The organism is Parabacteroides sp. AF17-3 (assembly GCF_003635445.1).
Lineage (GTDB): Bacteria > Bacteroidota > Bacteroidia > Bacteroidales > Tannerellaceae > Parabacteroides > Parabacteroides goldsteinii.
Map to the genome: position 1 here is coordinate 104,957 of NZ_QTMM01000014.1, position 25,885 is coordinate 130,841.

Sequence of the window (25,885 nt, forward strand, 5' to 3'; positions counted from 1 at the left end):
GCCAAATCAATCGAGACTTACTTCCATAAGGATCAAATTTTCGTCTTCATCCAATGTTTTGGTTATCTCCAGCAGGTCTCCGCCCAGTTCGTTCTTTTCCATTGCTTCCAGCAAAGTAAAAGGATATAAGGTATAATAGAGCTTGTTATTATTGAAGACAAAGTTCATCATGTCGCCGTTCTGCCAGTCTTTATTTGTCAGCTTGACATGCGAGAAAGAGTTTTCTGCCACATTATATAAATAGAGTTCGTCACGCAGTTTCATTTGACCTTCATCTTTCAGGAAGACGGCGTTGACAAGCATCTGATTCGGAGTCAATGCCCGGATCTCGCAAGCGATCTTTCCATCTTTCTCTGTCGATAACGGCAGTTTGGTAAAGACAGGTTTCAGTTGGCGGTCGGGCGACAACCGATATAACGTATCGGCGGCCGGTTCGCTGATCAGGCATCCTCCGTCGCCACAGGATAGCAGGTTTCTCATACGGTTCAGCAGGATAAAGGGACGTCCGTCGCGGGTAGTTACGATCATACTGCGATAACGATTGTCGGAGACGATAGGCAGACGTTCGATCTTCTTTCCGGTTTCCTTATCCATCAGGACATAAGGCTGGTTACTCGCTTCCGGGTTATCATCTATTTTAGCGGTCTCACCTTCTTTCACAAAAAGAGCGCCTTTCATATCCAGAAAGACCATTGCATTCTCATCCAGCGATTCGATTACATCCATCTGCAAAGAATCCGGCAGACTGAAAGACCTTTTATAAGTCCCGTCCAAACCATAAACCTGCATCTGGGTTATTCCATCTAAAAAAAGTTCCTGGCGTTTCTCATCATACAGGATATGGCGTATTCGGGCGTATTCTTCACCGCCTTGCCCCTTGCGGTTAAAATGGCTGATCATCTCGCCTTTCTTATTGAAACCGATCACGTCGCCGGTAGAAGACCCGATAAAGAACAACCCGGCTTCGCTGGGAATAAGTTTCATCTGGTCGCCCAGCAACACGTTTTCAGGCGTTTGCAGACGGAAATAACGTACCTTTCCCAAATCCTGCAAAGCGGCCTCCCTGTCCGGAATATCCGCACGAAAATCCAATACAGGCAACGGGCCTTCATTCTTTACTCCATTTTTACATCCATTCAGCCCCACAACCAACATCACTGCCACTGCACATAAACATATCCTTTTCATAATCCCTTTGAATTTAATACAACATAGCGCAAATAAAGGGATAATATTTCAAAGAAGCAAGGTTATTACGATAAATTCGTAAAACACACACTGCATTCGTAAAGCAAAGAATATGAATGTATACATACCTGTATTTAACATTTCACATGGACTATTCCAAACCGCCGGGAGAAAAATGGTTCGTCCCTGTAAGACGCAAGACTGATAATATACGTACCTTTGTCCAACGATTAAAGATAGATTTCCGGACAAGATGAAACGAAACATACTTGCGCTATACATTATTAAACTATCCAAATGGTTCACCCTGGTCATGCCAATCATCGTGCTTTTCTATGAAGATCACGGACTGGGATTGCAGGATGTATTTATACTGAAGAGCGTTTATTCAATCGCGGCCGTGGCACTCGAGATACCCTCCGGATATCTGGCTGACGTGTGGGGACGACGCAAATGCCTCATACTCGGATGCATTCTTTTCTTTTTTGGATATCTCTGTTACTCCTTCACCTCCACCTTCGCCGCCTTTGTCATAGCCGAAATACTATTGGGAACAGGGCAAACGCTGGTCAACGGGGCAGACTCCGCCTTGCTGTACGATACGACAGTCCAATATAAGAAGGAAAACCTTTATCTGCGTTACGAAGGGCGTATCACCATGATCGGTAACTTTGCCGAAGCCATTGCCGGTATTTTCGGCGGATTGCTGGCGGCTTATTCGCTGCGTTATCCGTTTTATGCACAGGCACTGATTGCATTCAGCGGTATTCCGGCAGCCTTCGCCCTACAGGAACTGAATATTAAAAGTAAGGTGCAAAGCCCTGTACAGGAGATCGTACGGATCATCAGGTACTCGCTGGTCACTAATAAAAGGCTCTGCTACAACATTATGTTCTCAGGGATTATCGGAGCTGCCACACTCACCATGGCGTGGTTCGTACAACCTTACCTGATGTATATGAATACGCCCACTTCGTGGTTCGGCGTAATCTGGACGGTGTTGAACCTGACCGTAGGGATCGCCGCTCTTTATTCGGACCGTGTGGACAGCTATTTCGGTCCCAAAAAGATGGGCATTCTGATCCTGACATTCGTGGCAGGCGGTTACGTGGCACTCGCCTTCAACCTGACCTACGCAGGACTAGCCATCCTGTTCGTTTTTTATATCATAAGAGGCTTTGCCACCCCGATATTAAAAGGATACATCAACCAGATGACCTTTTCGGAGATGCGTGCCACCGTCCTTTCCATCCGTAATTTTATCATCCGCCTGATGTTTGCCGCCATCGCTCCGTTCATCGGCTGGCTGAACGATATGTATTCGCTCAGGATCGCCTTACTGGCATCTGCCGCGATCATCATGGTACCGGGAGCCTTATTCCTCTGGCTGCAACTAATGGCGAAGCCCGATAAAGAATAACAGGTGAACGATTTATAAAGATTTTATCCTATATTTGGGGAATATTTACTTATAATCATCTTAGATCATGAACACAGAGAAGACCACTCCCGTAACAGCCATCGTGTTGGGAGCCAGCGGAAGAGGAAAATTGTACGGCGATTATTCACTGGAGCACCCAGAAGATTTGCAAATCACCGGCATTGCCGAGTTGGTGGAACTGCGCCGCAACATATATGGTGACAAATACCATGTACCCCGGGAAAACCGTGTCGCCACCTGGGAAGAAATGCTCAGCCGCCCCAAGTTTGCCGATGCCGTCATTATCGCTACCCCCGACCATCTGCATTATGCCCCCTGTATGAAAGCGCTCGACCTGGGATACGACATCCTCCTTGAAAAACCGATCGCACAGACAGACGAGGAATGCCGTCGCCTGGTAGCCTATGCCAAAGAAAAAGGAAAGATCGTCGGTCTGACGCATGTGCTCCGTTACTCGCCTTATTTCGGAATGCTGAAAGAGATGGTGAGCAGCAAAGCGATCGGCGACCTGGTCAGCATCCAGCATTTCGAACCGATAGAACATGTACATATGAGCCATTCGTATGTGCGCGGAAGCTGGTGCAACGCAGAAGCGAGTACGCCGCTGGTCCTTGCCAAATCGAGTCATGACCTGGATATCCTCCACTGGATCATCGGCAAGCCTTGTAAGAAAGTGGTAGCCTTCGGTGACCTGGCGCATTTTAAGGCGGAAAACGCCCCCGAAGGTGCTCCGGCCCGTTGTACCGATGGTTGTCCGGCAGAAGCGACCTGTCCTTTCTCCGCCCTGAAAATCTACTACCGCGACCGCACCTGGCTATACGTATTCGACCTGCCGGAAGACCCGGACAAACAGGGCGACGTCATCCTCGAAAACCTGAAAACAGGACCGTATGGCAAATGCGTCTACCATTGCGAGAACAACCAGCCCGATCATTATATGATGCTGATGGAATTTGAAGGCGGCGTAACGGTCAACTTCTCGATAGAGGCTTTCACATCGTATGGCGGCCGCCGTACCCGTATCATGGGGACGCGTGGCGATATCGTCGGCGACATGGAAGAGTTCACCCACACCGACTTCGCCACCGGCGTTTCAAAAACATACAATGCCAATGCCGAAGACGCCCTCAACTACGAAGGCGTAGGCCACGGTGGCGGTGATGCCGGTATGATCCGCGACTGGATCCAAGCCATCCGCCGCCAGGATGCCAGCCTGATGAGCACACCACTCGACGAATCGCTGGAAAGCCATCTGATAGCCTTTGCGGCAGAAAGAAGCAGGAAAGAAGGGAAAGTGATAAGCCTTTAAAAGTCAGAGCCGTCCGCCGACCAGCTTATATCCGATCCCCCGTACATTCAATATTTTGATACGGGGGTCTTTCTCTAATTTATGGCGTAGTTTGGTGATAAATACATGCAGGCTGCGGGTATTGTAAAAACTGTCATTACCCCAGAGTTGCAGCAGGATATCCTTCGTATCGACCGGCAAAGTTCCGCTCTCGCAAAGAAGCCGCAACAACTCCGACTCCCTGAATGACAGTTCGATCTCCTCACCGCCGATCTGCAAAGTCTGGGTAGAGGGGTAAAAGGTGTAAAGTCCCAGTTCATGGTAAATAACGGCTACCGGTTCAGACTGGCTTTTCACTGTCAAAGCCTTCACCCGGGCAATCAGTTCACGGAGGCTGAAAGGCTTCCGCAGGTAATCGTTTGCCCCAAGCCCGAAACCGAACACGATATCGTCCACCGAAGAACGGGCACTCAGAAACAGTACGGGCACCTCCTTATCCATCCGGCGAATGCGGCGAACCATCTCAAAGCCGTCCACCTCCGGCATCATCACGTCGGCAATGATCAATGCGGGATGCTCCCTGAAATACTGTTCGAGCCCTTCCAGGCCGTCGCGGGCAATAGCAACTTCGTAACCTTCCTCTTCCAGGGCATCTTTTACAATCATTACCAGAGAGACTTCGTCTTCTACTAATAGTATGTTCATAATCTCAGGTTATTGAGGTAATGTAATTATAAAACAGGTGCCTTTACCGGGTTCGCATTCCACTGTGATGCTCCCACCATGTTTCTCCACCATAGTCTTCACATAGAACAGTCCGATGCCATAGCCTTTCACCGGTGACTGACGGACAGAGGGTATGCGGTAGAACTTATCAAAAATATGGCGGCGGTATTCTTCGGGGATGCCAGGACCATTGTCCTGTACCCGTATTTGTGTCTTTCCCTCCGTCGCCACCGCCCGTATCGTTATTTCCGGTTCTTTATCCGCATATTTGATGGCATTATCCACCAGGTTGCTGATGATGCTGTACAAATGGATACGGTCTGCTCTCAACGTGATTTCCTCCGGCTGATACTCTGTCCGAATGCGGAAAGAGCGGGACGATTTTATCTTCTGTTGCTCCACGAGCCTGGCTATCAAATCATTCAAAGACAGTTTTTCTATCACCAGACGGATATCTTTCCGTTTCTCTAAACTGAGCGAAAGGATTTGTTCCACCATCCCGCCCAGGCGTTCCAGTTCCTCATGGCAAAGGTGCAGATATTTATCAGCCTTTTCTCTATTATCCAGCAGGTTATAATGGATAATAGATTCAATGGCGGCATACGAAATGGCGATCGGTGTTTTCAGTTCATGAGTAACGTTATGCGTGAAATCATCTTTCAACTGTTCCACCGTCTTCTGATGGAATAGAAACCAAATCATATAGGCAAACGATAAAGCAAGAATCAGCAGAATCAGGAAAGAAGAAACCAGAATCCCCGTCATACCAGCCAGCGAAGCCATGCGGGTGGATTCCACATAGACATAGAAAGCTCTTGGAGTAAAAGTAGTGTATTTCCAGGTATACAGGTGATAGCGTGACAAATCTTCTCCTTCAGGGACGGAAGTGGCAATGACCGTACTGTCGGTAAGCAGACGTATCTCCGTGAAATGGCGGAGGTTCAAGTTCTTTTCCCGTAGATTAGCTGTCAGCAGGCTATCGAACTTTGCTATATTAACAGGAGAGATCGTGTCAATGATTTCATGAAGGCTACGCTGCATCTGTAAACCCAGCTCACCCAATGACTTGAAATCGTCGCCCACTTTGACTGAGTAGCTTTGCAGGACTTTCTTCATATCCTCATCTACTCCGCTTGCATAAGAGAGAGACGCCTTCTTCTCTATGATGCTGACCGGTTGAATGACCGAATCTTTATCTGAAAAACGGGTAGTCAGGGCAACTCCTCCCCGATCATCGGCCTGCGATATCGTTACCCGTTGCTTATTCGTCTTTTTGCTGATAAAGTCAGCACGACTAAACAGTTCGACATGGTCGGCATTGCGGATAGCCTGCATAATGTACTCCCTGTTCTGCTGTTGCAGGGAATGGTATAATCCGTTTATCCAGAACAACTGGTAGACGAAGATTCCCGACAAAGACAGAATAACCAAGAGAATGATATACTTGAACGATGATTTCATGCAAACAAATATAAGGAATCTCCGCCATGCAGCTTCCCGCTTTAAATCAAAATAACACAGTTTTCGCCGAATGTTATTTAGTCTTACCAAATGAAAGCCTTTTTTGGTAATCACTGGCGTCCTCCCTACCTTTCGTATAAAAACAAAAGGCCATGAAAAGAATCTATTACTTATTACCGATAGCCGGCTTACTCTCGCTTCCCACACAAATGCTGGCACAAAAACAGACTGGTAGCGAAACCATCCTGGTCAACGACAGCATCACGTTGAACCTGCCGGAAGTATTCGTCAAAGCGGAACGGCCGCTGGTAAAGATGACCGACGGAAAACTGCAATACGACATTCCCAACCTGATGAAAAGCAAACCGGTGGATAATGCGTTCGATATATTGGGGGAACTACCGGGAGTAGGCAAAAGCGGCGACAATATCTCCCTGCTCGGTACCTCGGAAACCACCATCATCATCAACGGCCGGAAAAGTTCGATGACACCGGAACAGTTGGCCGACATGTTGAAAGCGACTCCTTCGTCCAAGGTAAAAAAGATAGAAGTGATGTACAGCACTCCACCCCAATACGGTGTAAGAGGCGCATCGATCAATGTGGTTATTGAGAACGACCGGAGCCTGGCGGATATCCTGAAAGGAGAAATATCGCTGACAGGAAAACAGGCCTGGTATTTTTCTCCTACAGCACTGATGAATCTGTCCTATACCGGAAAGAAGTATGCCGCCGACCTCTCCTACTCGGCCAATTACCGTCACGAACGTTCGACAGAAGATATGCACGCAGAACCGACCGTGAACGGTACAAAATACGATATTCTGCAAAAGAACTGGTCGGAAAACAAAGGCATCTCCCATAACCTGCGGGGTGCCTTCGAATATGATTTCAGCAATAAAGACAAGCTGTCGGCCTCCTATACAGGAAAATATGTACAAGACAAGCCAGTATCCCTGAGGGGCGGACAGACTGATTTCAAGGGTATCGAAACCGTTAATACGGCCAGCCGGACTACAGGTCCTTCGTTTCTGCATAGCACACGGATCGACTACAACGGACATAAAAACCTGAATGCCGGCATCGACTACACCTTATACAAAGATAAATCCTTGCAGGACCTGGTTAATAATTTTGAAGATAGCAACGACCAGGACAGACGCAACGAGAGCAAGCAAAAATCACAACGAGCTAATATATATATCAACCACTTCGTTGTCGTAGGAGAAGGATGGAAGATTTCTTACGGGGCAGAAGCCTCCTTATCGGGGACGACCAATGAGGCTTCCGCCCTTCTGAATAATGAAAAAGAAAGCGAAGGGACCTTCTATATGAAACAAAAAGAACATTCGGCGGGTATATTCGGCGGTTTCTCCCGTTCGTTCGGAAAGAAATTCACGCTGAATGCTTCGCTGGCTGTCCGTTATTACAAGGCTTCAGTTGATTCTGCCGGAAAGAAGGGTACGTTATGGGATCAGGCAGACTTGTTTCCGTCGCTTTCCGCCGTTTACCGGATCGACCGTTCGAATATGTTACAGTTCTCATTGTCGAGTAACAGAAAATATCCTTCCTATTGGGCAACAACTCCCAATACCTATTATATGAATATCTACAGCGTGATAAAAGGTAATCCGCAGTTGAAACCGGAACTGAACTATTCGATGCAACTGACATATGTCATAAAGAATAAATATGTACTGGGGGCTTTCGCTAACTTCCAACCCGACAAGATACAGCAGATGTCGTATCAGCAACACGACCGTCTGCAATCGGTCTTCCATTCCATCAACCTGGATACGCATACGATGTACGGACTGATGGCCGTTGTTCCTTTTCGTGCCGGCGAAGTGCTCAGTTCGCGACTGACGCTGATGGGGTTCAGCATCCACGACAAAGGCACGCTGGTCGATATCAACTTCGACAGAAAGAAGTTGTTCGGGCGGGCAATGCTGACAAATACGATCTTTCTGACGCGCGACAAGAACCTTTCGCTCGACATCAGCGGCGATTACAGTTCGCCGGCGATCCAGGGCATTTACGACATCGATCCCCTGTATAGCCTCGATGCCGCACTGGTATGGACACTCCCCAAAAAGAGACTTCGCCTGACGCTTAAAGGCTCTGACCTGCTAAATAGCCAGAAACCTCTCACCCATATCGACGAACAAAGACAAAAGAGCCGGATGGAGTTGTTCCAGGATATACGCTCCGTCTCCCTGACACTCCGTTACAGCTTCGGTGGCTACAAAGAGAAAAAGGTGAAATCCGTAGATACTTCGCGGTTCGGAACTTAATAAGATTCAGTTTTGATTATCCGGCAAGTGAATAATCAGCCGGATAATCAAAACAATCTTTTAAACTATACAAATTTAAGTGCTGTTTCATTGATTCTTTTACTCAAATCCAGTAAAGCTGCTGCAAAGCGTTTCCGTTCATCTTCTGTAAACCGAGCTGATTTTCCGTTCACTTTATTACCGTTTAAACGTTGATAAAGCCAGGTTTTACTTTTACCAAAATACTCTTTCGCAATATAACTCAACGATAAAGCATTCGCAACGTCTCCTAACTCCAATGCCAACTTAACATCCTGTAATTCTGACTTTATAGCCTTCAACCCTTTTTCTGTAGCTTCAGTAAAAATCATTTTCTCATCGCCCGGCATCGCTTCTATCTTCTGTGCCCGCTTTTCCTGAAACATCGCACGTTCTTCGGGCGTCATGTTTTTAAACAGTTCAAAATCGGCCTGCATATCTGCTGTAGGTAAGAATTTAGATAATTCAAATAATAATTTCAGGTTCTCTTTCTGTCGGATAAGCTCCTCCTTCTCTTCTTTTGTCATAGCTAAGATTTTTTATATTAATACTGATTTATTTGATTTTACAAAAGTAATAATCCTTGAATCATTCTGCAATAATCCAAGGATTATTTTTATAGAATTAATGTAACGGTATCCCTGCCGGAACAATCGAAACCGCTTCCTCTTTCTCCAACGTCAGCATAAGAAGGCCATTCTTTACCGGCACTGCGGATTGTTTCAATGTCGAACCATTCATAGTTATGGAATATATATCCACTGAGCTGACTTTTTCCCAACCTTCCGGCATCCGCCAGCTGCGGTTATTGTAGCCTTCTGCGGAATAGGCGATGATCTCGTTCTCGTTCCAAAGAGCGGGGACGAACAGGTTGTCGTTTTCACGCAGGATAAAATCGCCTTTGCGGATGATCTTCTTTCCATCTTCCACACGGGCTACGACACCATCACTGTAATACAACGCGTCATCGATAAAAGCAACACGTTCGAGACGACTCAGATAATACCAGGGCAACGTCATCGTACAGAACTGAGACAGGAAACCGGGAAGATTATCCTTGTCTTTCTGAAAAATCTCTTCACCTTGCATACTGGAACCGAAACGAAAATCACCTTGTCCGTCCCGATGTGTCCGTCCCCTTGCCGATAACCGTTCGGGGACTTCCATCTGGAAGTTTATATCCGCCGGAAACCACCACGACATAGGTTGCAAACCGACAAAACCTTCTCCCGCCGGATGAGCCCAGAAAATACCTTCACCGGTAACATCGAACCCTTTTTCGCGCCAGTATTTAAATATCTTCCGCTGTGTTTCTACCTCTTTATACATATCAATCCCTCCGTTCTCCGGTTTGGCATGCCAAGGACTTAACGGACGGTTTTCCGGTTGCCAGTAAGCCATAAAAGCGTCGATATGAATGGTATGGCCTTCCTTTAGTTCGGGAACCATCCCGATCAGGTTGTCGATACGTTTTTTGGCGAAGCCTTTCTCCCACTCTTTCGTATAGCTCAGATGATAAGCTCTATGTCCTTTGACATATTCCCAGATGGATTTCAGGTTTCCATTGACATCACGTGCAATAATATCATTTTTGATATAAGTATCCCAAAGAGGACTTTCCTCGAAAGCATCGACCATATTGATGTGCAGACTGATAGTCGTATTATAAGCACGTGCTTCACGGATCAGCCAGCGGAGACTTTCGAGAGCTGTAGCATCTTCTTCGCGTTTCAGCTTAGGGTTGACGACGCTCCAGTCGGGATAAAGATGATCATGACCACCACGCTGCCAACCGACCAGGTAAATGATCTTCGGGATACCGCGTGTCAGATTATCCACTCGTTTCACCACATCGAGCGCCTGAGCGAATGTACAAAGGCATGACGGGTCTTCTTTTTGGAAAATCACGTTGTTCGGATCAGGTTCATTCAGTTCGCCATCGTACCCCATAAAAAGTTTCAACACCAGGGTCTGGTGGTAATCACGATAATAAGGGGCAACAACGACTCTCTTTTTCGCCTGATAAGTGGCACCGTCTTTCTGATAGACGGCAGTCACTTCAGCCAGTCCGCCATCCTTCGGGATTAACTGATCACCGGATAAAGCGACAACCTCGACATTTCCACTGGCACTGACTGTACGTACGGATAAAGCGATATCGGATAAGGAGAGATCGGATGTCTTTCCATTAGAATAATGACCGGTAACACGAAGGGTTCCCTTTTCCCCGGGATTACGTACCGGATTCAGAGTTTCTTTATCCAATTGGATAGAGATCTCCTCTAGTTTGTTCTGTGTACAACAAGACAGACAAAACAGAATTGTAAGTACATACAAAGATATTTTCATGATAAAATTCAAACTTTATGAATCGGGTGCAAAATAATAGTCATTCACTCAAAAGGATCAGCCATCCGCGTTTCGGATCGACCGGAATCAGATCGGTCGGCGTAAACTCCCGTGCTTTCTGAAAATCGGTAATATCCGGAGCCTGCATACGGACAGACGACGGATTCAGGCCTAATTGTTTCCAGTCGATATTCAGTTTAACCTGCTTCTTCGTACTGGAATAATTACCGATCGACAGCAGTGTCTTGCCTTTATTCACGTACGTCGTTACTTTCACATCTTTATCCGAAACGGTCACAGCCGGATTCTTTTCCCAGAAGCCGATCATCTGCGCATCCATGATCCCGAATTCATCCCACAGCTTCCAAACATGCCGCGGATTACCAACAACACCTTCAGTATACCAAGGCAAACGATTCGTCATGCCATATTGCATTCCTAACCATTGGTTACCTCCACCATGCAACATATCCCCCATTAAGCCGAAAGGAAGACCGGAGACTTCTACCAGCCAGTTTGCCGGAGACATTTCGTTATACATGAAACTTTCGCCAAACCATACCTTGTCCACGTAAGGGAAGTACTCTGTATACTGGGTAGCCGGTCCACGTGAGAAACCAGTATTCGAATGCAAGTCGATAATACAACCCGGCTTCACCTCTTCCATCGCATGACGCATCCGTTTCAGCATGTCACGGCCGAAAGCGACATCATCCAGATACAACCCATCGATGCCGGTATACTGCACTAACCATGCCAATCCTTCCACATAGTAATTGTACCAACGTGAATCGCCTGTAGCCGTCAAGACAGATGCATCGGCAATGACACCTCTTTTCTCTCCTTTATCAAAATGCTGGTACCACTGAGGAGTATAATCGGTCACATAATGTTCGCGACACCAAGGGAAACCGCCCCCGTTACCGCCTTGCAAGATTTCATCGCCCAAGCTGCGCAATGCCCAGATTTCCGGGACAACATTGGTCAACTCGCGGATGGTATAATACAATTTCACCTTACAACCCTTGCCATGCCATTCATCCGCAAAAGCCTTGATGGAATCGGCTGTCATGAACGGGTAATTAATGAACGGATTCAGGTCGTTGGCATGATGTACGTTGATGATCTTTATACCCGTCTCCACATCTTTGGCCTCCGGTCTGGGAGTACCCCCATTATGGTAATACCGGTTGGTAAACTGGCTGCGGCTATTTACTTTCTTTACCGGGGTGAGCAACAAAGAAAAATCGAACGTCAAGTCTTCGCCGGTTTTGAGAGTACGCGCGCCGCTGTATGCCGTCGCCGTTGTCAGGTTACCGTTACGGTTGATACGGAAACCGCCTTTGCCGTTGTTATACCAGCTTTCGGGATAAGCCGGACGATAAAGATTCAACAGCGGACCGGTATAACTAGCCCCGCGCAGTTCGCAATGGATACCAGCTTTTTCGGAACCACACCAAAAACTGTCGAAAGGCCACAGCCACGAAGCTCCTTTGTTGGTCGGGATGGAAACGGCAAAATCGTGTACCGTCTTTCCTTGATTATCCCATCCTCCGGAATAATTAGCCGGGGTTTCCTGCCCAGGCAAACCAAATCCCATGAAATAAGAGGAGGCTTCGCTTTTCATCGGTATCTCAAGACGGATGTCTTCAATCTGCAACTCTTTTTTAGGAGTGATGGTATAGACATAGTTCATCCAGCCGTCAAATTCCATCGTGCCCGTACAAGCCAGTGCCAAGTCATCGTCTTCCGCCTTCCAGGCACCCGATATTTTTCCTTCGGATCGCCCCGTCAGATCGATCGTCCCGTACAGCTTCTTTTCTCCCGAAGCTGTACGGATGACAAAGCGCACGGGAGAAGCCAACACTTCCTGTCCCCACGAGTCGATAGACGACGGCAGGGCGGTCTGCCTGTCGAAAGACACCTCACGCCCCAGGCAGGAAACACGGTTGTCGGTCAACGACATGGCCGTGTAGCCTTCGGTCGGTTTGTCACTGATTCCCCGGGTTGAGTTGAGCCAGCGCAGACGGCTATGACGCCAAAGTTCGCCATCGCCACGGTCTGCCAGCATTTTACCGGACACTTTCAGTTCTATTTCTACAGGAACAGCATATCCTGTTTCATCTTTTAAAGTAACGATGCCTTTATACGTACCACTGGGTTGGTCTGCTTTCAGATCCACCCCGAACCATAATGGTTGAACGGCATCCGGAGCTACACTCACCTTTTTGGTAAACGTTTTTCCTTTCGGATTTACTCCATTTATATTGAAGCAAGTAATCGCTTCCGCCGGAATCAGGTTGTTTCCACTTTTCAAGCCGGATGTTTCATAAGTAACACTCTTCAATTCGTCTTTTGCAGCCCACACACCTAACTGGAAGGTGTAATATTCGTTCGGTTGGGCTTTCCCGGTAAACGACGTTTGCAATGGACTTTGCAACCATTTATAAGGAACATCTGTTTTCATACGTATAGGCAATGAGCGATCTTCCGGGAAGACGAGAAAGTGTCCGGGATTGGCTTGCCGGTAACTCTCTTTCTCACTGGCCGAAGCTGCAACTTCCATCGGATAGAAACTGTCGAACTGCGTACGCGATTCTACACGGACGATCGTAGCTTCCGGAAGTTGCCCGGCAGAAGATCCGGACGACGTAACGGCCAGCCATTGCCGGTCAGGTGCCTCTTCCTTCGGATAATATCCCCGGTGATAATTACCATATCCTTCCTGTACCAGGTAAGGCAGGTAATAAAAGAAATAAGTGCCTTTCTTTTTGACAGGGCCAAACAGAAGCTCACATTGTTCGTTATTGACTTCCAGTCGCTGGATGTTGGGGATCGTATCTCCCGTCTCTGCATCGACAATCAGAAAACGACGGTTCTCCACCTCCTTATCGGGGCGCCGCCAGTCGAAGGATAGCTTGACCGCTTCAGCCGGAGCGTCAACCGCCAGTACGGCACGATGGTTACCCAGAGCTTCGTTCCACGGAGTCTCAGCCACTGCATACGTGTAGGGTGCCAGTGCTGTATCCCGGCAACAACCAATCCCTATATAGACAAATAATGCATACAATAATAAATGTTTCATGAAGTTAGAATTTTAAGATATTAAAAACCAGATTTATTACGCCCGGTAGAAGGGATTACCGATACTGCTTCATCCGGCTCGAGCGACAGGCGGACACATCCGTCGGCACATACTTCACTGCTTTTATAAAAGATACCGGAAGGTGTTATCTTATAAATATCCACGCTTTGCACGTCCGACCAGTCGGGTGGCAATTGCCAAGACTTGCCGGTATACCCTTTTACAGAGTAGGCCATATATTCCCGTTCGCCACGCCAAAGGACCGGCATGAAAAGGTCATCCTTGTCCCTCAACACCCGTCCATGGTGGATGATGGTAGAATCTTTCAGCGAAACAACCAGATCGTCGTTGTAGTAAACGACACGATTTCCGCCTTTCCCTACCAACTTTTCCCGCTTGTAACGGTTCAGGTAAACATAGGGCAGCGTTCCCGTATAGAACTGGTAACGGTATTTATCTATCCAGTTGACATCGGGCAAAGATCCGTTTTCCAAATTACCGAAACAATCTTCACCGCGTCCGCTCATACCAAACAGAAAGCCCAGTTGGAGCTGTTCTTTGGTCAGATCAGGAAATTGCTTGGCAAAAAGATAAGAAGCACCGCCGGTTGTCATGTAAGCCGGATATTTCATATAATCGCTTTCAGTCGCTTCAAACCACAAATACCACGGACTTACACCGATAAACAAGTCTTTTCCTTCCCGCAAGCGGTTAAAACTCTCATGGGTTACATCAATACCTCTACTTCTGAAATACCGGAATATTCTTCGCTGATAGTTTTCTTCTTCCGCCCACGAAATCTTTTCATAAGGATTGTCACGCACAAAGAAAGCATCTATCATAATCGATCCGGCTTCCTGAATAAAAGGCAATAGTTCCAACAAAGCATCAATCCTCTTTACTGCATAGCCGCTCTCCCACTCGTTCTTATAACAGACCTGATAGGCTTTACGGTTATTCCAAACTCCAATCTGCATCGGTGTTCCATCCGTATTCCGGGAAATAAAACCTTTGGACAAATATTCTTCCCAAAGGGGACTGTCCTCATATGCATCCGTCATATTCACATGGACGCTAATATAAGTATTATATTTCCTCGCTTCTTTCGCCAGCCACAACAATGATTCACGTCCGGTGGCATCGCATTCCCTTTTCAAGTGATTATTCACTTCAAACCAGGCAGGATACTTATCGTCATGCCCGTTATATTGCCATCCGACCAGATACAATGTCTTCGGAAGTCCTCTCGTTACAGCATCCATCTGTTTAACCAAAGACAAGACCTGCTCGAAGGTATAACAAAGCACTGGGTCTCCCTTTTCATCCGGATAAGACAACATGATCTTCATTACTTGCATCTGATGGTACGGATGCATATAAGGTTGTTCGGGACGCATCGTTTTCGTCCAGTCGTATTTCTCTCCGGTGATATTCCGCCAGGATTCGTTCGAAATTCCCTGGGAAAATAATGAATGGTTAACGAACAAACATACAAAACACAAGAACCAAAAATGAGTTTTCATCATCTTCTTCATTTTTACATTAGTACATTATAGAAAAGGCTGTCCGATCTATATGGAGACACGGACAGCCTCAGGATTTCAGATCTAAGGGTATAAATATAGTTACTTATTTAAAGCAGTAACTTGAATTGTCCAATCTTTTTTCGTACCATTAGCAGCTGTCACCACATATCTGCGTGTAGTAGAAAAATCACCGGGAGTACCTAATGTCGGAGCTCCGTCCTGCGGAGCTATAACCGCAGCCGTAGAAAGATTGAATTTCCCCACAAGATTAGTCAGTGCTACCGTATTGCGAATCGCTTCGGTAAAAGGACCGTCGGCCGCAGGAACCGTAACCGTACAAGTGATCGTTCCGGCTTCCGTATTGATTACCTTATCACCGACCGTCAAGGTTACGACTTTTACAATCGGCTCACCGTTGATCCATTCATCGGTCGGATCTTTATAGCGGAAGTCAAACTTCACATCGGTGATGTTCGCTTCCTCGAATGCAGGTAGATCCTCCAAATTGCCTTTCAGACATGAAGAGCATACTAAAACAAGCATTAACAACAGACTATTCTTCACCAGTTTTATCATATTCTTTTTCATACTTCATTTATATTAATGATTAATCATCTATTACCAACCCGGATTCTGGGGACCTAAATTAGCATTACGGTCGATCTGTCCCTGTGGGATAGGAAGCAGATAACGACGGTCTTCACGGAATTCACGAATATCATTGTCACCGTGGGTCACTTTACCGACATAGAATGATTTACGATCATTTGTAATCTCTACATAAGTAGGTATTTCCGTAAATCCGACAATCTTACCACCCGGTGCTACGCCGTTATTGGCATATCCTCCGTGTTTACCCCAGCGTAACAGAGTCCAGTAATAATCGTTCTCCATCGGCAGTTCGCAACGGCGTTCCTGTTTGTAGAAGTTCCAGGCTTCCTGCAAATTATTAACCTGTTTAGCCGGTAATTTACCATGAACAGTACGAGTCTGGTTACAGATAGCTACAGCATCGGCATAGTTACCCTCTCCCATTCCTGCCAACCACAAGATCGCTTCAGCTTTATTCAGCAGGACGCGACCGTAACGGGTTACCACATAATGATAATCGGTCGGGGTTCCGGCCAAAACACGAGGTTCTACATTATATACGCCTTTGCGCCAGTAATAATTAGTTAATCCCATATGAGGACCTAAGCCACCATTTACCTTACGCCACAAGTTACCATTCACGGTTAAATGAATATCTTCATTCCACCAGGTCGTCCCATCATACACGAAAGTATCATAAAAACGGGCATCACGGTTACTATACATAATCTCGTTGATAGGCTTATCTCCTTTCGTATTTCCATAAAACAATACTTCTGCCTTTTCCTGATCGATCGCCCAATCAGGGGCCGCCCCCTGGACAAGCGTTACATTATTCTTAAACTGAGTCGATTCGCTCCAAACCACACCTTGTCCGGTCGCCTCATCGATCACTTCGTAACCGTCTACTAAATTTTGTGTAGGGGCCCACCATAACCAACCGATAAAAGGTTGTCCGCCATTTGTCTGGAACAACGGACCGCAGCCATTCTTTACCAGGTTATCATTATTGGTATTGGGCATCACATTCTGTAGCGGTGCTATGGCATCCGTATTCGTATTTGCCTTATCCCGATAGATAGCAAAAATGATCTCACTGGAATAAGGATCTTTTTCATTGAAGATATTCCCGTAATTACTTCCTAAAGAAGCACCTTCCACAGCATCAGCCGCAGCAATGGATGCTTTCAGCCATTCTTTCTTTTTTGCAACATCTGTTTCGTAAGCGGCTGCCTGTAGAGCTATTTCCGATTTAAAGGCATAAGCCATATTACGAGACAATTCCCCTGCTTTTACAGAAGTAGGTAAATCAGGAATGGCAGCATCCAAATCGTTCAATATATAAGTATAACTTTCAGTTGTTGTTTTTGTAGTAGGCATCATCATTCCATTACTGGCCGTATCAGCCGGAGCCAACACACGATCGACCCATACAAAACGCCCCATCGTACGGGCCTGACGATAATAAAGTAATGCACGCAATAACTTGCCTTTCGCTATCAGGTCTTTAGAATCTGCATCCGAAAGACCTTGCCCCGTATATTCAGCTGCTTTCTCGATAATCAGATTACAGCGACGAATATTCCCGAAATCCCCTAATCCTCCATCATCGCTGTACCGGTCTATCTGTTCACGAACGAAACCTATTCCTCCGTTAGAATGAACAGCATTACCCGTACGTTCTTCCCAAGTAGTCTGGTTTCCGTTCACATAACCATACATCACATTACTTATCGTTCCGGTAACAAAAGCATCAGCTGTCGATTTAGATCCCCATACGGTTGCTTCATCATACGTTTCAAAAGGTTGAGTATCCAACACATTACAAGAAGCTACTCCCAGTAAAAGTGACAAGGATGCCAATGATACTATATTCTTTAGTTTCATAAGTCTATTCTTTATTTAATGATTAAAATCCAAGGTTCAAACTAATGGCATATACACGTTGCATCGGATAATCATAGTTATTTGTACTACCATTTTCCGGGTCAAAGCCATATTTCGTAGCAGGTGAAATCGTAAATAAGTTCTGACCGCTTAACACTACCTGACATTTATAAAGCCATTTAATGTTCTTCAATAAGACTGAACGGAAATCGTAACCTAACTGAAGTGATTTCAAACGAATATAGCGTCCGTTGACCAGCCAAAAGTCGGAGGTAACATAGTTATTATTTCCATTTACACTCGAGTTCATTGCTATTCTCGGAAATTTAGCATCCGTATTATCCGGCATCCAATAATCCAACTGATAAGGATACACCATTGTATAACCGCCGGTTGATTGTCCACGTACCACATCTTCAATATACATGTCACGTGAAGTTGCCCCCTGGAATAAGATATTGGCAGAAAATCCTTTATAGGAAAGATTGGCATATATACCATAGTTTCCGCGCGGAAAGCTGTTTTTTCCGATACGCCACTGGTCGGCACCATCAATAAATCCGTCACCATTCATATCTTTATAAATGATATCACCGGCAACCAGATTGGAAGAACCGTCGCGACGAGGTAAATTCAATGTCTGATCCGAATTTTGATAATATCCCAGATTGGTATAACCCGTACCATAATATCCCGTTTGTTGAACCTGTCTTAGATATGGATTTTTTTGATTCGCTAAATCTTCATCCCAGGCTACAGCTACAAGCTGGTCAAAATAAGTAAAGTTAGCACCCACCTCATAATTGAAATCACCCACGTGGTCTTTCCAGGAGAGATTAAATTCATAACCGGCACGGCGATGTTCACCATTTGATTTAACTTTCGGAAGAGATAATCCCAATGGATCAGCATACCCTACATTAGACGGAGATGTCAGATAACCGGTTGTTTTCATATAGAAGTAGTCGAAACTACCGGATAAACGTTCGCCTAAAGTATTAAAATCGAAACCAATATCCGTAGAATTAATCGTATACCAAGTTATGTCATCACTAATCAAATTACCTTCACTAAAAGTCGGAACAATTTTACCATCAATTACATAACCACGTTCTGTCAAACCATAAGATGTCAAATAACTAAACCTACTGACATCGGCCATCCCGACCTGACCATAACTGGCGCGAAGTTTCAAGAAATTCAATATATTACGTTCCTTCAACGGTTGAAAAAAACCTTCTTCCGACACAGCCCAGGCTGCAGAACCGGAAAAGAAATTACCCCAGCGACGATCTTTTGGGAACAAGTCACTTCCATCATGACGCAAGGACCCTTCAATATAATATTTTTTCTTATAATTATAAGAAGCCCTGGCCACTAAACCGGCACTACCTCTCTCCCATTCACTACCACCGTTCTCCATCGTATCAGAAGGACCGGCCCCCATTTGGTCGATCATAAAAATATAATTTTTACGTTTGGCATCAAAACCTCGTCCAAAAGCGTAACTTTGTTCATATCCTAATGTGGCTGACACGTTATGCGTTTCGTCCAAAAAGGAACGATTGTAATCTACAAAGTACTGCATTGTCCACATACGATTGTTGGAAGTTGTATATTGCAAGCTAACAGGAAAATCCGGCCCTTTATTTCCCTCTAAATCATATTGGGGAGCAGTCTTGTTCCATTCTTTGGTATCATACATTCCATAACGGTAATTACCTCCCACTTTTACCTTCAGTCCTTCCACACCATATACATTCCATTCAGCATTAAAAAGACCGGTAATCATCTTGTTATCAAACTTAAAATAACCGGATTCAGAAGATACTTCAGCAACAGGATTGTCGTACCCTACATAGATCTGGCCGTCTTTATTATATGCTAATCCCATAGGTCCCTGATTCTGGATATGCCCCCAGGTTTGCCAGTAGCCGGTTGAATATTGGGAACGTGGAGTTTGCATAGTCGAAATATAACCATCCAAACCAAATGTCAGTTTCAATCCCAGATCCTTAAACTCCGATACTTCATTCATTCTGACATTGTATCTTTTAAACCATTCCGTATCGGCTTTGTACATCGACTTCTGGTCGTATGCCTGAAAAGAAACATAATACTTATTAAATTCCGAACCACCACGTACAGCCAGTGAATGCTTTGTTTCCGGAGTTAAATTACGTAGCATTATCTTTTGCCAGTCCGTATTCGGATAATTATACGGATCAGATCCTGTACGATATTTTTCTATTTCCTCATCCGTCCAGCGAGGTTCCAGGCCATACAGATTACGTACTGTATTGTCGAATGATGCCCGTTCGTATGAATCCAGTTTCTTTTCCAAATAGGTCGGTTCACTCCAACTCTGGTTAAAACTATAATCTACACGAAGCCCTTTCAAACCGTTCTTCGTTTTTACCACCAATACGCCATTTCCGGCACGTTGTCCGTATACAGCAGCAGCAGCGGCATCCTTCAAAATAGACATCGATTCGATATCGTCTGAGTTTAAATTAACAAAGTCATTATACTCAGAAACAAATCCATCGATAACAACAATAGGTGTTCCGCCACCACGAATAGAGACAGTAGACTGTTTATTCAAACCACCACCAGCCGAAGTAACGATCAAACCTGTGGCACGCCCAGCCAATGCATCTGTAACATTGGCTACCGGCACGTTTTTCATTTTCTCCGTATTCACAGTAGACACCGCCGAAGTAAGGTTACGTTTTGAGTTGGTACCATAACCAATCACAACAACTTCCTCCAGCGCTTTCGAGTCTTCCTTTAGTGTAATATTCAATGTCGTTTTATTACCGACAACCACTTCCTGCGTGGTATAACCGATAAAAGAAATGACTAGAACCGGTGACTTGATATCTTTCAGGTCCAGAGAAAATTTACCGTTCATATCGGTCGTTGTACCTATACCCGCCTGATCCTTAACCAGGACATTGGCACCGATAACAGGTTCGCCGAAGTCATCTACGATCGTTCCGGTAACAATCGTAGTAGGTTGTGACTGTTGCTTTACTTCTTCTTTTTTGAATAATACAATATGTCTGTCCGTTATTTTATATCCCAACGATTTATTACGGAGCAGGACTTCCAATACTTCATCTATAGATTTGTTCTTCAGATCGACGGATACTTTCTCATCCAGGTTTACCTCATTCAGTTTATACACGAAGGTAAACTCTGACTGATTCTCTATAGAATTTAATACCTGAAGGATCGTTCCATTCATTTCAAGGTTCAATTTTGTTACCTGAGAATAGGACAATGCGGCTGTGGCTTCCCATAAACTGACAATGAGGAACAATAAGGCTAATTTCGTTACTTTTAAAACTTGATCGCGTGTTTTATGAGAAATATTTCCCTCATTCATAGAGCTTTTTGCCCCATGAAACACTCTAATTAAATGTTTATTCATACATTTGCAAAATCTAGTTGATTATTTATGGCAATTGGTAGTTGCCGTTTACTTAAATGATCTGCGCTTAGAGCATAAATTGGGGATGTTGGTAGCATTCCCAATTTTTTTACCGTCTTACGTACTGTTCATGGTCTTCAATTAATTTTTAAGGTTCAACAATCATTTATCTGATATACACATCCCTATCCTTTATCTCAAATTTATATCTCATAGAGATTTGAAGGATAGACAAAATTTCCTCCAGCGACTCCTTATGCGTAAATTGTGCTGTCAGGAATACATCTTTTATGGATTCGTTTTTCAAATGAAACTTCACACTAAAAGAACGTTCCAGCACTCTGAGGATCTCTCCGAATGTGATTTTTTCGAAAAAGAAGTCACCTGTCATCCATGAAGTATAAGAAGAAGTCCTTACCGGACGTACTTCGATACTTCCACTCTGCTTATCAAACAGTGCCTGTTCACCCGGAACCAAAATCTTATCAGGTAACGAGGTACTGTTTGTATCATTATATAATGCAACCGAGCCTTCAACCAATGTTGTTTCGATCAAATCTGAATCCGGATCTGCCCAGATATTGAATTCCGTTCCCAAAACTCTCACATGCATGCCATCCAGGTTTACAATAAAAGGCTTCTCTTTATTCTCAGTCACATCAAAGAACGCTTCACCCGTCAGTTCTATTTGTCTTGTTTCACTATCAAACACTTCCGGATAACGGATATGTGAATTTCCATTTAACCAGACAACAGTACTATCCGGCAACAAAACCTGTGTCTTTGAGCCTGTCATGGAAGTAACCTCCAGATAAGCCAACGGCCTCGGTTCCAAATACATCTTATATAAGAAAGAAGAAACGACCAGCAATGCAACCGAAGCAGCAATCGACGCATATTTCCATACAGAAGAAACGCCCATTATGATCGCATCCGAATTCATTACCCGCTGCCATAGTTTTTCGTAGACAACATCCGGTTCTGTTTTAACCGGTTTAAACCGAATGCGTCCTGTAATCTCTTCGTCTTTTCTACTTTTTATATCCGACATCTTTTTTAATTATGATAATTATCCTGTTCACTTATATAGATGACAGCTTCCGGAAAAAACCCTAATAAAGAATTTCATTTTTAACATTTTAATAAAAAGGGCAGAAAATTATACCTATGGATATACACCTTTCGGCTTTTTTATCTACATTTGTTTCGTGCTTAAAAAGCATAGCGTTGCGGCACATTCACATGTTAAAAACATAAGCGTTAATGATATTATCCTAAATACGAAATCTAGACAATTTCATTATAGACGGATAGTAGACAACAAACGCTCATGTTCTTTATCTTGTTATATACGTACGTATACCCATGGGTGTACCTATATATCAAATAAAGAGCGTGGGTATGTTGTTTATATCGTCTATAAGGTAGTCTAGAACCTCGTATTTAGGTATATTCAGCAATTCCCACGCTTTCTTTATGTTCAATCCGGACAGGGAATTTCCGGATAAACAAACAGGTTCACCTTATGAAAAGCAAATGTCCATCACGAATTCATTATATATATTCCACTGAATTACAGAAACTTTACTCTTCTATTTATTTCATTAAAAACACAGAGAACAAACTACACGTAAAAGAAAAGCCGTATATTTACTCCGGTAAAAACTGCTTTTTCTTTAGTATCGAGATAAACCACAGAACGCAGTACGTATGAAATTCAAAATAAGTGGATACACAAAATCATCCTTGATTGATAAAATCACTAAAGGGGACGAAAAAGCCTTTCGTCTGCTTTTCGACACGTACTATCAGCAACTGTTCCATCATGCTTTCTATTACCTGGCGTCTAAAGAGCAGGCTGAAGAAGCGGTATCCGACGTATTCTTTATTATATGGAAAAAAAGGGAGACGCTGGATAAAATAGATAATATTGAAAGTTACCTGTATACCTCCGTAAAACATCAGGCATTACATTACATACGGAGAACGAACGAGCCGGAAAAAGTACCTTTGGAATTGTATCATATCGAATTAATAGCCGATAATAATAACCCTGAATCAAAATTACTGGCTCAGGAACAACAGGAACTTATACAAAAAGCGATCCATTCATTACCTGAAAAATGTAAAGAAGTTTTTAGATTGTTTCTTTCGGATAAACTCAAACAAAAGGAAATAGCAACCCTTTTGGATATCTCACAAAAGACAGTGGAGGCACATATTGCTACTGCCTACAAAAAAATTCATGCTTACCTAAAGAAAAAAAGGTAAGAATCCCTTTCATTTCAGAAATATCACTGTGTCACAAATAACACTTTTTTATAGATATTATGATACAAAACAAGAATTATCAGTAACACACATATCTTCCAATATTCTCCTTCCAGAAAATAAAAATACACACTTATTAACACAACCTTTGTCTATTATCGAAATTACTCTTCGCTACACGCAAAAAATATTTCGTTTAAAACGAATATAAACTCCATTTAAAACGAAATATTTTTTTATTGCAGTCAAATTTTCAGCCACCAACAAGTCAAATCTTGTTAAATTAGCAAAAAAAGCCTTGTTCCACCGATTAAAAAAGAGCTAAAACATATGCTTTAAAACATATCATGTATTCTAAAACGATATACATATCACACATTTTCCAACTATCTCAAATCACACAAAGAACCCATATGGAGATCTTTTTGATAGCAACCATACACAATACACCGTCTTTACGACAACCATCCGACCATTCACATAACATATCGAACACAAACATCAGCACTACAATCGCTTAAAAAAAGACCGAGTCAGCTCTCCCTTCGTACAGCTTATCTACAAGACACTTAATATAACATTTTGTCAATCGGTTCGCAGTGATAACTGAAAGTAGAGATTACATTATCCTTTGTCCGGATAGTAAGCACAAAATCGTATGCTTTTCCTTTCTCAAACTTCATTTTACCGGGTAATGACACATTCGTCTTACCATAAGGATTCAGAGAAGATAACTTTGCCTGTCCCACTTCTTTCCTGTTTCCATCCTGTAATAAATCCAGTTTCAGGACAGCAGGTTTGGATGCCACCTGACCGAAATTCTCTACCACAACATTCATATCCTGACTATCTGGTGACACGATCGGCATCCGGGCAGAAAGGATCGGATCATTATAACTCACCCAGGGCAAACGGGCATATCCGAAAAGTAATTTGCCGGAAGTTGTTTTCCCTAATAATTTGGGCGCAAATTCTTCTGCGGTTATACCATTTCCTTTCGCATCGAAAGTAACGACCAGGTCTTTTCCTTCATTCTTCGTACTGAGCACTTTACAACCTTTACCATAATTCACCTCCGTAGATGCACCGAAACGAAGAGAGTTCAGGTCGATATCCGTTTGCGGATTAAATCCTTCTTCGGCTGCAATCTTAACACGAATAGTCTTTGTCTTCTCCGTAATCGGTTTCGTATCGAGAACAGTCAGCAATACACCCGGATTCAGGGGGATGCTGATGTTTTTGGAACTGTGGTTATCGTTTGGCAAATCTTCGTTTTTCAATGTGTCGATAACAGCGAAATTTGCCTGGATAGCACGGCCATACTTATCCTGAAAGATTTTGATTCGTTCATATTTAAACCAGTTCTCCACTTTTCCATCTTCATGGAAAGAGACTCCCGGCTGGTAAGCCTCTCCCGGATCGGTTATCCAATTGATACCATCTTTCGAGCGTTGATAAAAAGCGATACGTCCCAACCAATCATTCACAATCAGGTGGTATTGAACGTGGTCACGCCAGACAACAGGGTCTTCAAACTCCCCTTTTACCGGAGGATAAGCCCGCTTATCGGAAATCTGGTTGTAAGGCGAAAGCCCGGTCTGGCTGATCCATACACCACCTCCACGGCAAACCATCAGATAGGAACCGTCTTCCCGTTGAGCGAAAGTCAGGTTGGAAAGACCTTCTATGATACGGCGGTCGCGTTTATCAAAATCAAACTTCTTACGAGTCCACGGACCGTTCAGGCCATCGGAAATATAATATCCGTCGATTACATAAACAACAACACGTCCGTCTTTTAACCGGAAGGCTTCCGGATTATGTCCCGGACCTATCGTATCTTTTATTATGAAAGGACCTACCGAATTTTTACATACGGCATGGTAAACTGTCGAATTGGGCCAGAACATATGTCCTTTCGGAGAGTTCTCCGGCCAGCCGCAAACGTATAAATGATATTGGTTATCTTCTCCCAGCAGGATATTCCCTCCCCAATAGGAACGAATATCGTCTTCGATACCGTTATCGACATAACGTGGAACGACATCTTTGGCTCCCCAGACATCACTGCTCAGTTTTCCCGCCGGCATCGGAAGAAAACGGTCTATAAACCGGGCGCCTTCAACCAGGTGATCCCATTCGACGGGACGAGGTCTTTCGGTGATCTGGGCATTTATATCCTGCATACCGAACCAACAGGCAGCTGACGCACACAATAATAAAGAATAGAGTTTCATTGTATTAAGAATTAAGCTTTTAATGCTTCAAATGTATAACTTTTATATATTGAGTGCTGCGGCTTATACGAAAAAAAACTACGCAAA

At 44.3% G+C, this 25,885-nt stretch carries 16 protein-coding genes; 4 read left to right on the forward strand and 12 right to left on the reverse strand.

The genetic code is table 11. The annotated features are described in order from the left end of the window. Nucleotides 1–6: 6 nt before the first annotated feature. On the reverse strand, nt 7–1,188 hold the full coding sequence (locus DWW91_RS18495; RefSeq protein ID WP_122328563.1) for a 6-bladed beta-propeller: 1,182 nt from the start codon (nt 1,186–1,188) through the stop codon (nt 7–9). A 253-nt stretch (nt 1,189–1,441) separates the two neighbouring features. Here DWW91_RS18495 and DWW91_RS18500 point away from each other — a divergent pair, with 253 nt between their 5' ends. Together DWW91_RS18500 and DWW91_RS18505 are read left to right on the forward strand one after the other, a co-directional pair. Beyond that, entirely contained in the window at nt 1,442–2,608 is a 1,167-nt protein-coding gene (locus DWW91_RS18500) for an MFS transporter (RefSeq protein ID WP_046147380.1), read from the forward strand. 67 nt (nt 2,609–2,675) lie between these two features. After that, entirely contained in the window at nt 2,676–3,938 is a 1,263-nt protein-coding gene (locus DWW91_RS18505) for a Gfo/Idh/MocA family protein (protein WP_010802742.1), read from the forward strand. Nucleotides 3,939–3,941: 3 nt separating this feature from the next. On the opposite strand, the gene DWW91_RS18510 is transcribed toward DWW91_RS18505, so the two are convergent. Together DWW91_RS18510 and DWW91_RS18515 are read right to left on the reverse strand one after the other, a co-directional pair. Continuing rightward, nucleotides 3,942–4,622 carry a response regulator transcription factor gene (locus DWW91_RS18510; protein ID WP_122328564.1) on the reverse strand — a complete coding sequence of 227 codons (681 nt, stop codon included), beginning with the start codon at nt 4,620–4,622 and terminating at the stop codon, nt 3,942–3,944. 9 nt (nt 4,623–4,631) lie between these two features. Further along, the gene (locus DWW91_RS18515) at nt 4,632–6,104 is read right to left on the reverse strand and encodes a sensor histidine kinase KdpD (RefSeq protein WP_122328565.1); all 1,473 of its coding nucleotides are present in this window, start codon (nt 6,102–6,104) and stop codon (nt 4,632–4,634) included. A gap of 152 nt (nt 6,105–6,256) precedes the next feature. Between DWW91_RS18515 and DWW91_RS18520 the strand changes: the two genes are divergently transcribed. Beyond that, the gene (locus DWW91_RS18520) at nt 6,257–8,398 is read left to right on the forward strand and encodes an outer membrane beta-barrel family protein (protein WP_122328566.1); all 2,142 of its coding nucleotides are present in this window, start codon (nt 6,257–6,259) and stop codon (nt 8,396–8,398) included. A gap of 65 nt (nt 8,399–8,463) precedes the next feature. Here the strand turns inward: DWW91_RS18520 and DWW91_RS18525 are convergent, their stop codons facing one another. The 8 genes from DWW91_RS18525 to DWW91_RS18560 form a co-directional block, all read right to left on the reverse strand. After that, nucleotides 8,464–8,943 carry a DUF5053 domain-containing protein gene (locus DWW91_RS18525; protein ID WP_122328567.1) on the reverse strand — a complete coding sequence of 160 codons (480 nt, stop codon included), beginning with the start codon at nt 8,941–8,943 and terminating at the stop codon, nt 8,464–8,466. Nucleotides 8,944–9,040: 97 nt separating this feature from the next. Beyond that, nucleotides 9,041–10,765 carry an endo-alpha-N-acetylgalactosaminidase family protein gene (locus DWW91_RS18530; protein ID WP_122328568.1) on the reverse strand — a complete coding sequence of 575 codons (1,725 nt, stop codon included), beginning with the start codon at nt 10,763–10,765 and terminating at the stop codon, nt 9,041–9,043. 40 nt (nt 10,766–10,805) lie between these two features. Continuing rightward, complete coding sequence (locus DWW91_RS18535; protein ID WP_122328569.1) at nt 10,806–13,850, reverse strand: glycoside hydrolase domain-containing protein; 3,045 nt, start codon at nt 13,848–13,850, stop codon at nt 10,806–10,808. Nucleotides 13,851–13,870: 20 nt separating this feature from the next. After that, nucleotides 13,871–15,376, reverse strand: a complete 1,506-nt coding sequence (locus DWW91_RS18540; protein WP_233584524.1) for an endo-alpha-N-acetylgalactosaminidase family protein — start codon at nt 15,374–15,376, stop codon at nt 13,871–13,873. A gap of 99 nt (nt 15,377–15,475) precedes the next feature. After that, nucleotides 15,476–15,964, reverse strand: a complete 489-nt coding sequence (locus tag DWW91_RS18545) for a hypothetical protein (RefSeq protein ID WP_007658170.1) — start codon at nt 15,962–15,964, stop codon at nt 15,476–15,478. 30 nt (nt 15,965–15,994) lie between these two features. Next, nucleotides 15,995–17,854: a RagB/SusD family nutrient uptake outer membrane protein gene (locus DWW91_RS18550; protein ID WP_122328570.1), complete on the reverse strand. Its 1,860-nt coding sequence runs from the start codon at nt 17,852–17,854 to the stop codon at nt 15,995–15,997. A 22-nt stretch (nt 17,855–17,876) separates the two neighbouring features. After that, nucleotides 17,877–21,245 (reverse strand): TonB-dependent receptor, encoded by a 3,369-nt coding sequence (locus DWW91_RS18555; RefSeq protein WP_224265478.1) that lies wholly within the window; start codon nt 21,243–21,245, stop codon nt 17,877–17,879. 211 nt (nt 21,246–21,456) lie between these two features. After that, nucleotides 21,457–22,341, reverse strand: coding sequence for a FecR family protein (locus DWW91_RS18560; RefSeq protein ID WP_122328571.1), 885 nt, complete (start codon nt 22,339–22,341; stop codon nt 21,457–21,459). Nucleotides 22,342–23,000: 659 nt separating this feature from the next. On the opposite strand from DWW91_RS18560, the gene DWW91_RS18565 reads away from it, so the two are divergent. Next, nucleotides 23,001–23,561: an RNA polymerase sigma factor gene (locus DWW91_RS18565; protein ID WP_007658175.1), complete on the forward strand. Its 561-nt coding sequence runs from the start codon at nt 23,001–23,003 to the stop codon at nt 23,559–23,561. 569 nt (nt 23,562–24,130) lie between these two features. On the opposite strand, the gene DWW91_RS18570 is transcribed toward DWW91_RS18565, so the two are convergent. Beyond that, nucleotides 24,131–25,798 (reverse strand): glycoside hydrolase family protein, encoded by a 1,668-nt coding sequence (locus DWW91_RS18570; RefSeq protein WP_122328572.1) that lies wholly within the window; start codon nt 25,796–25,798, stop codon nt 24,131–24,133. Between the last annotated feature and the right edge of the window lie 87 nt (nt 25,799–25,885).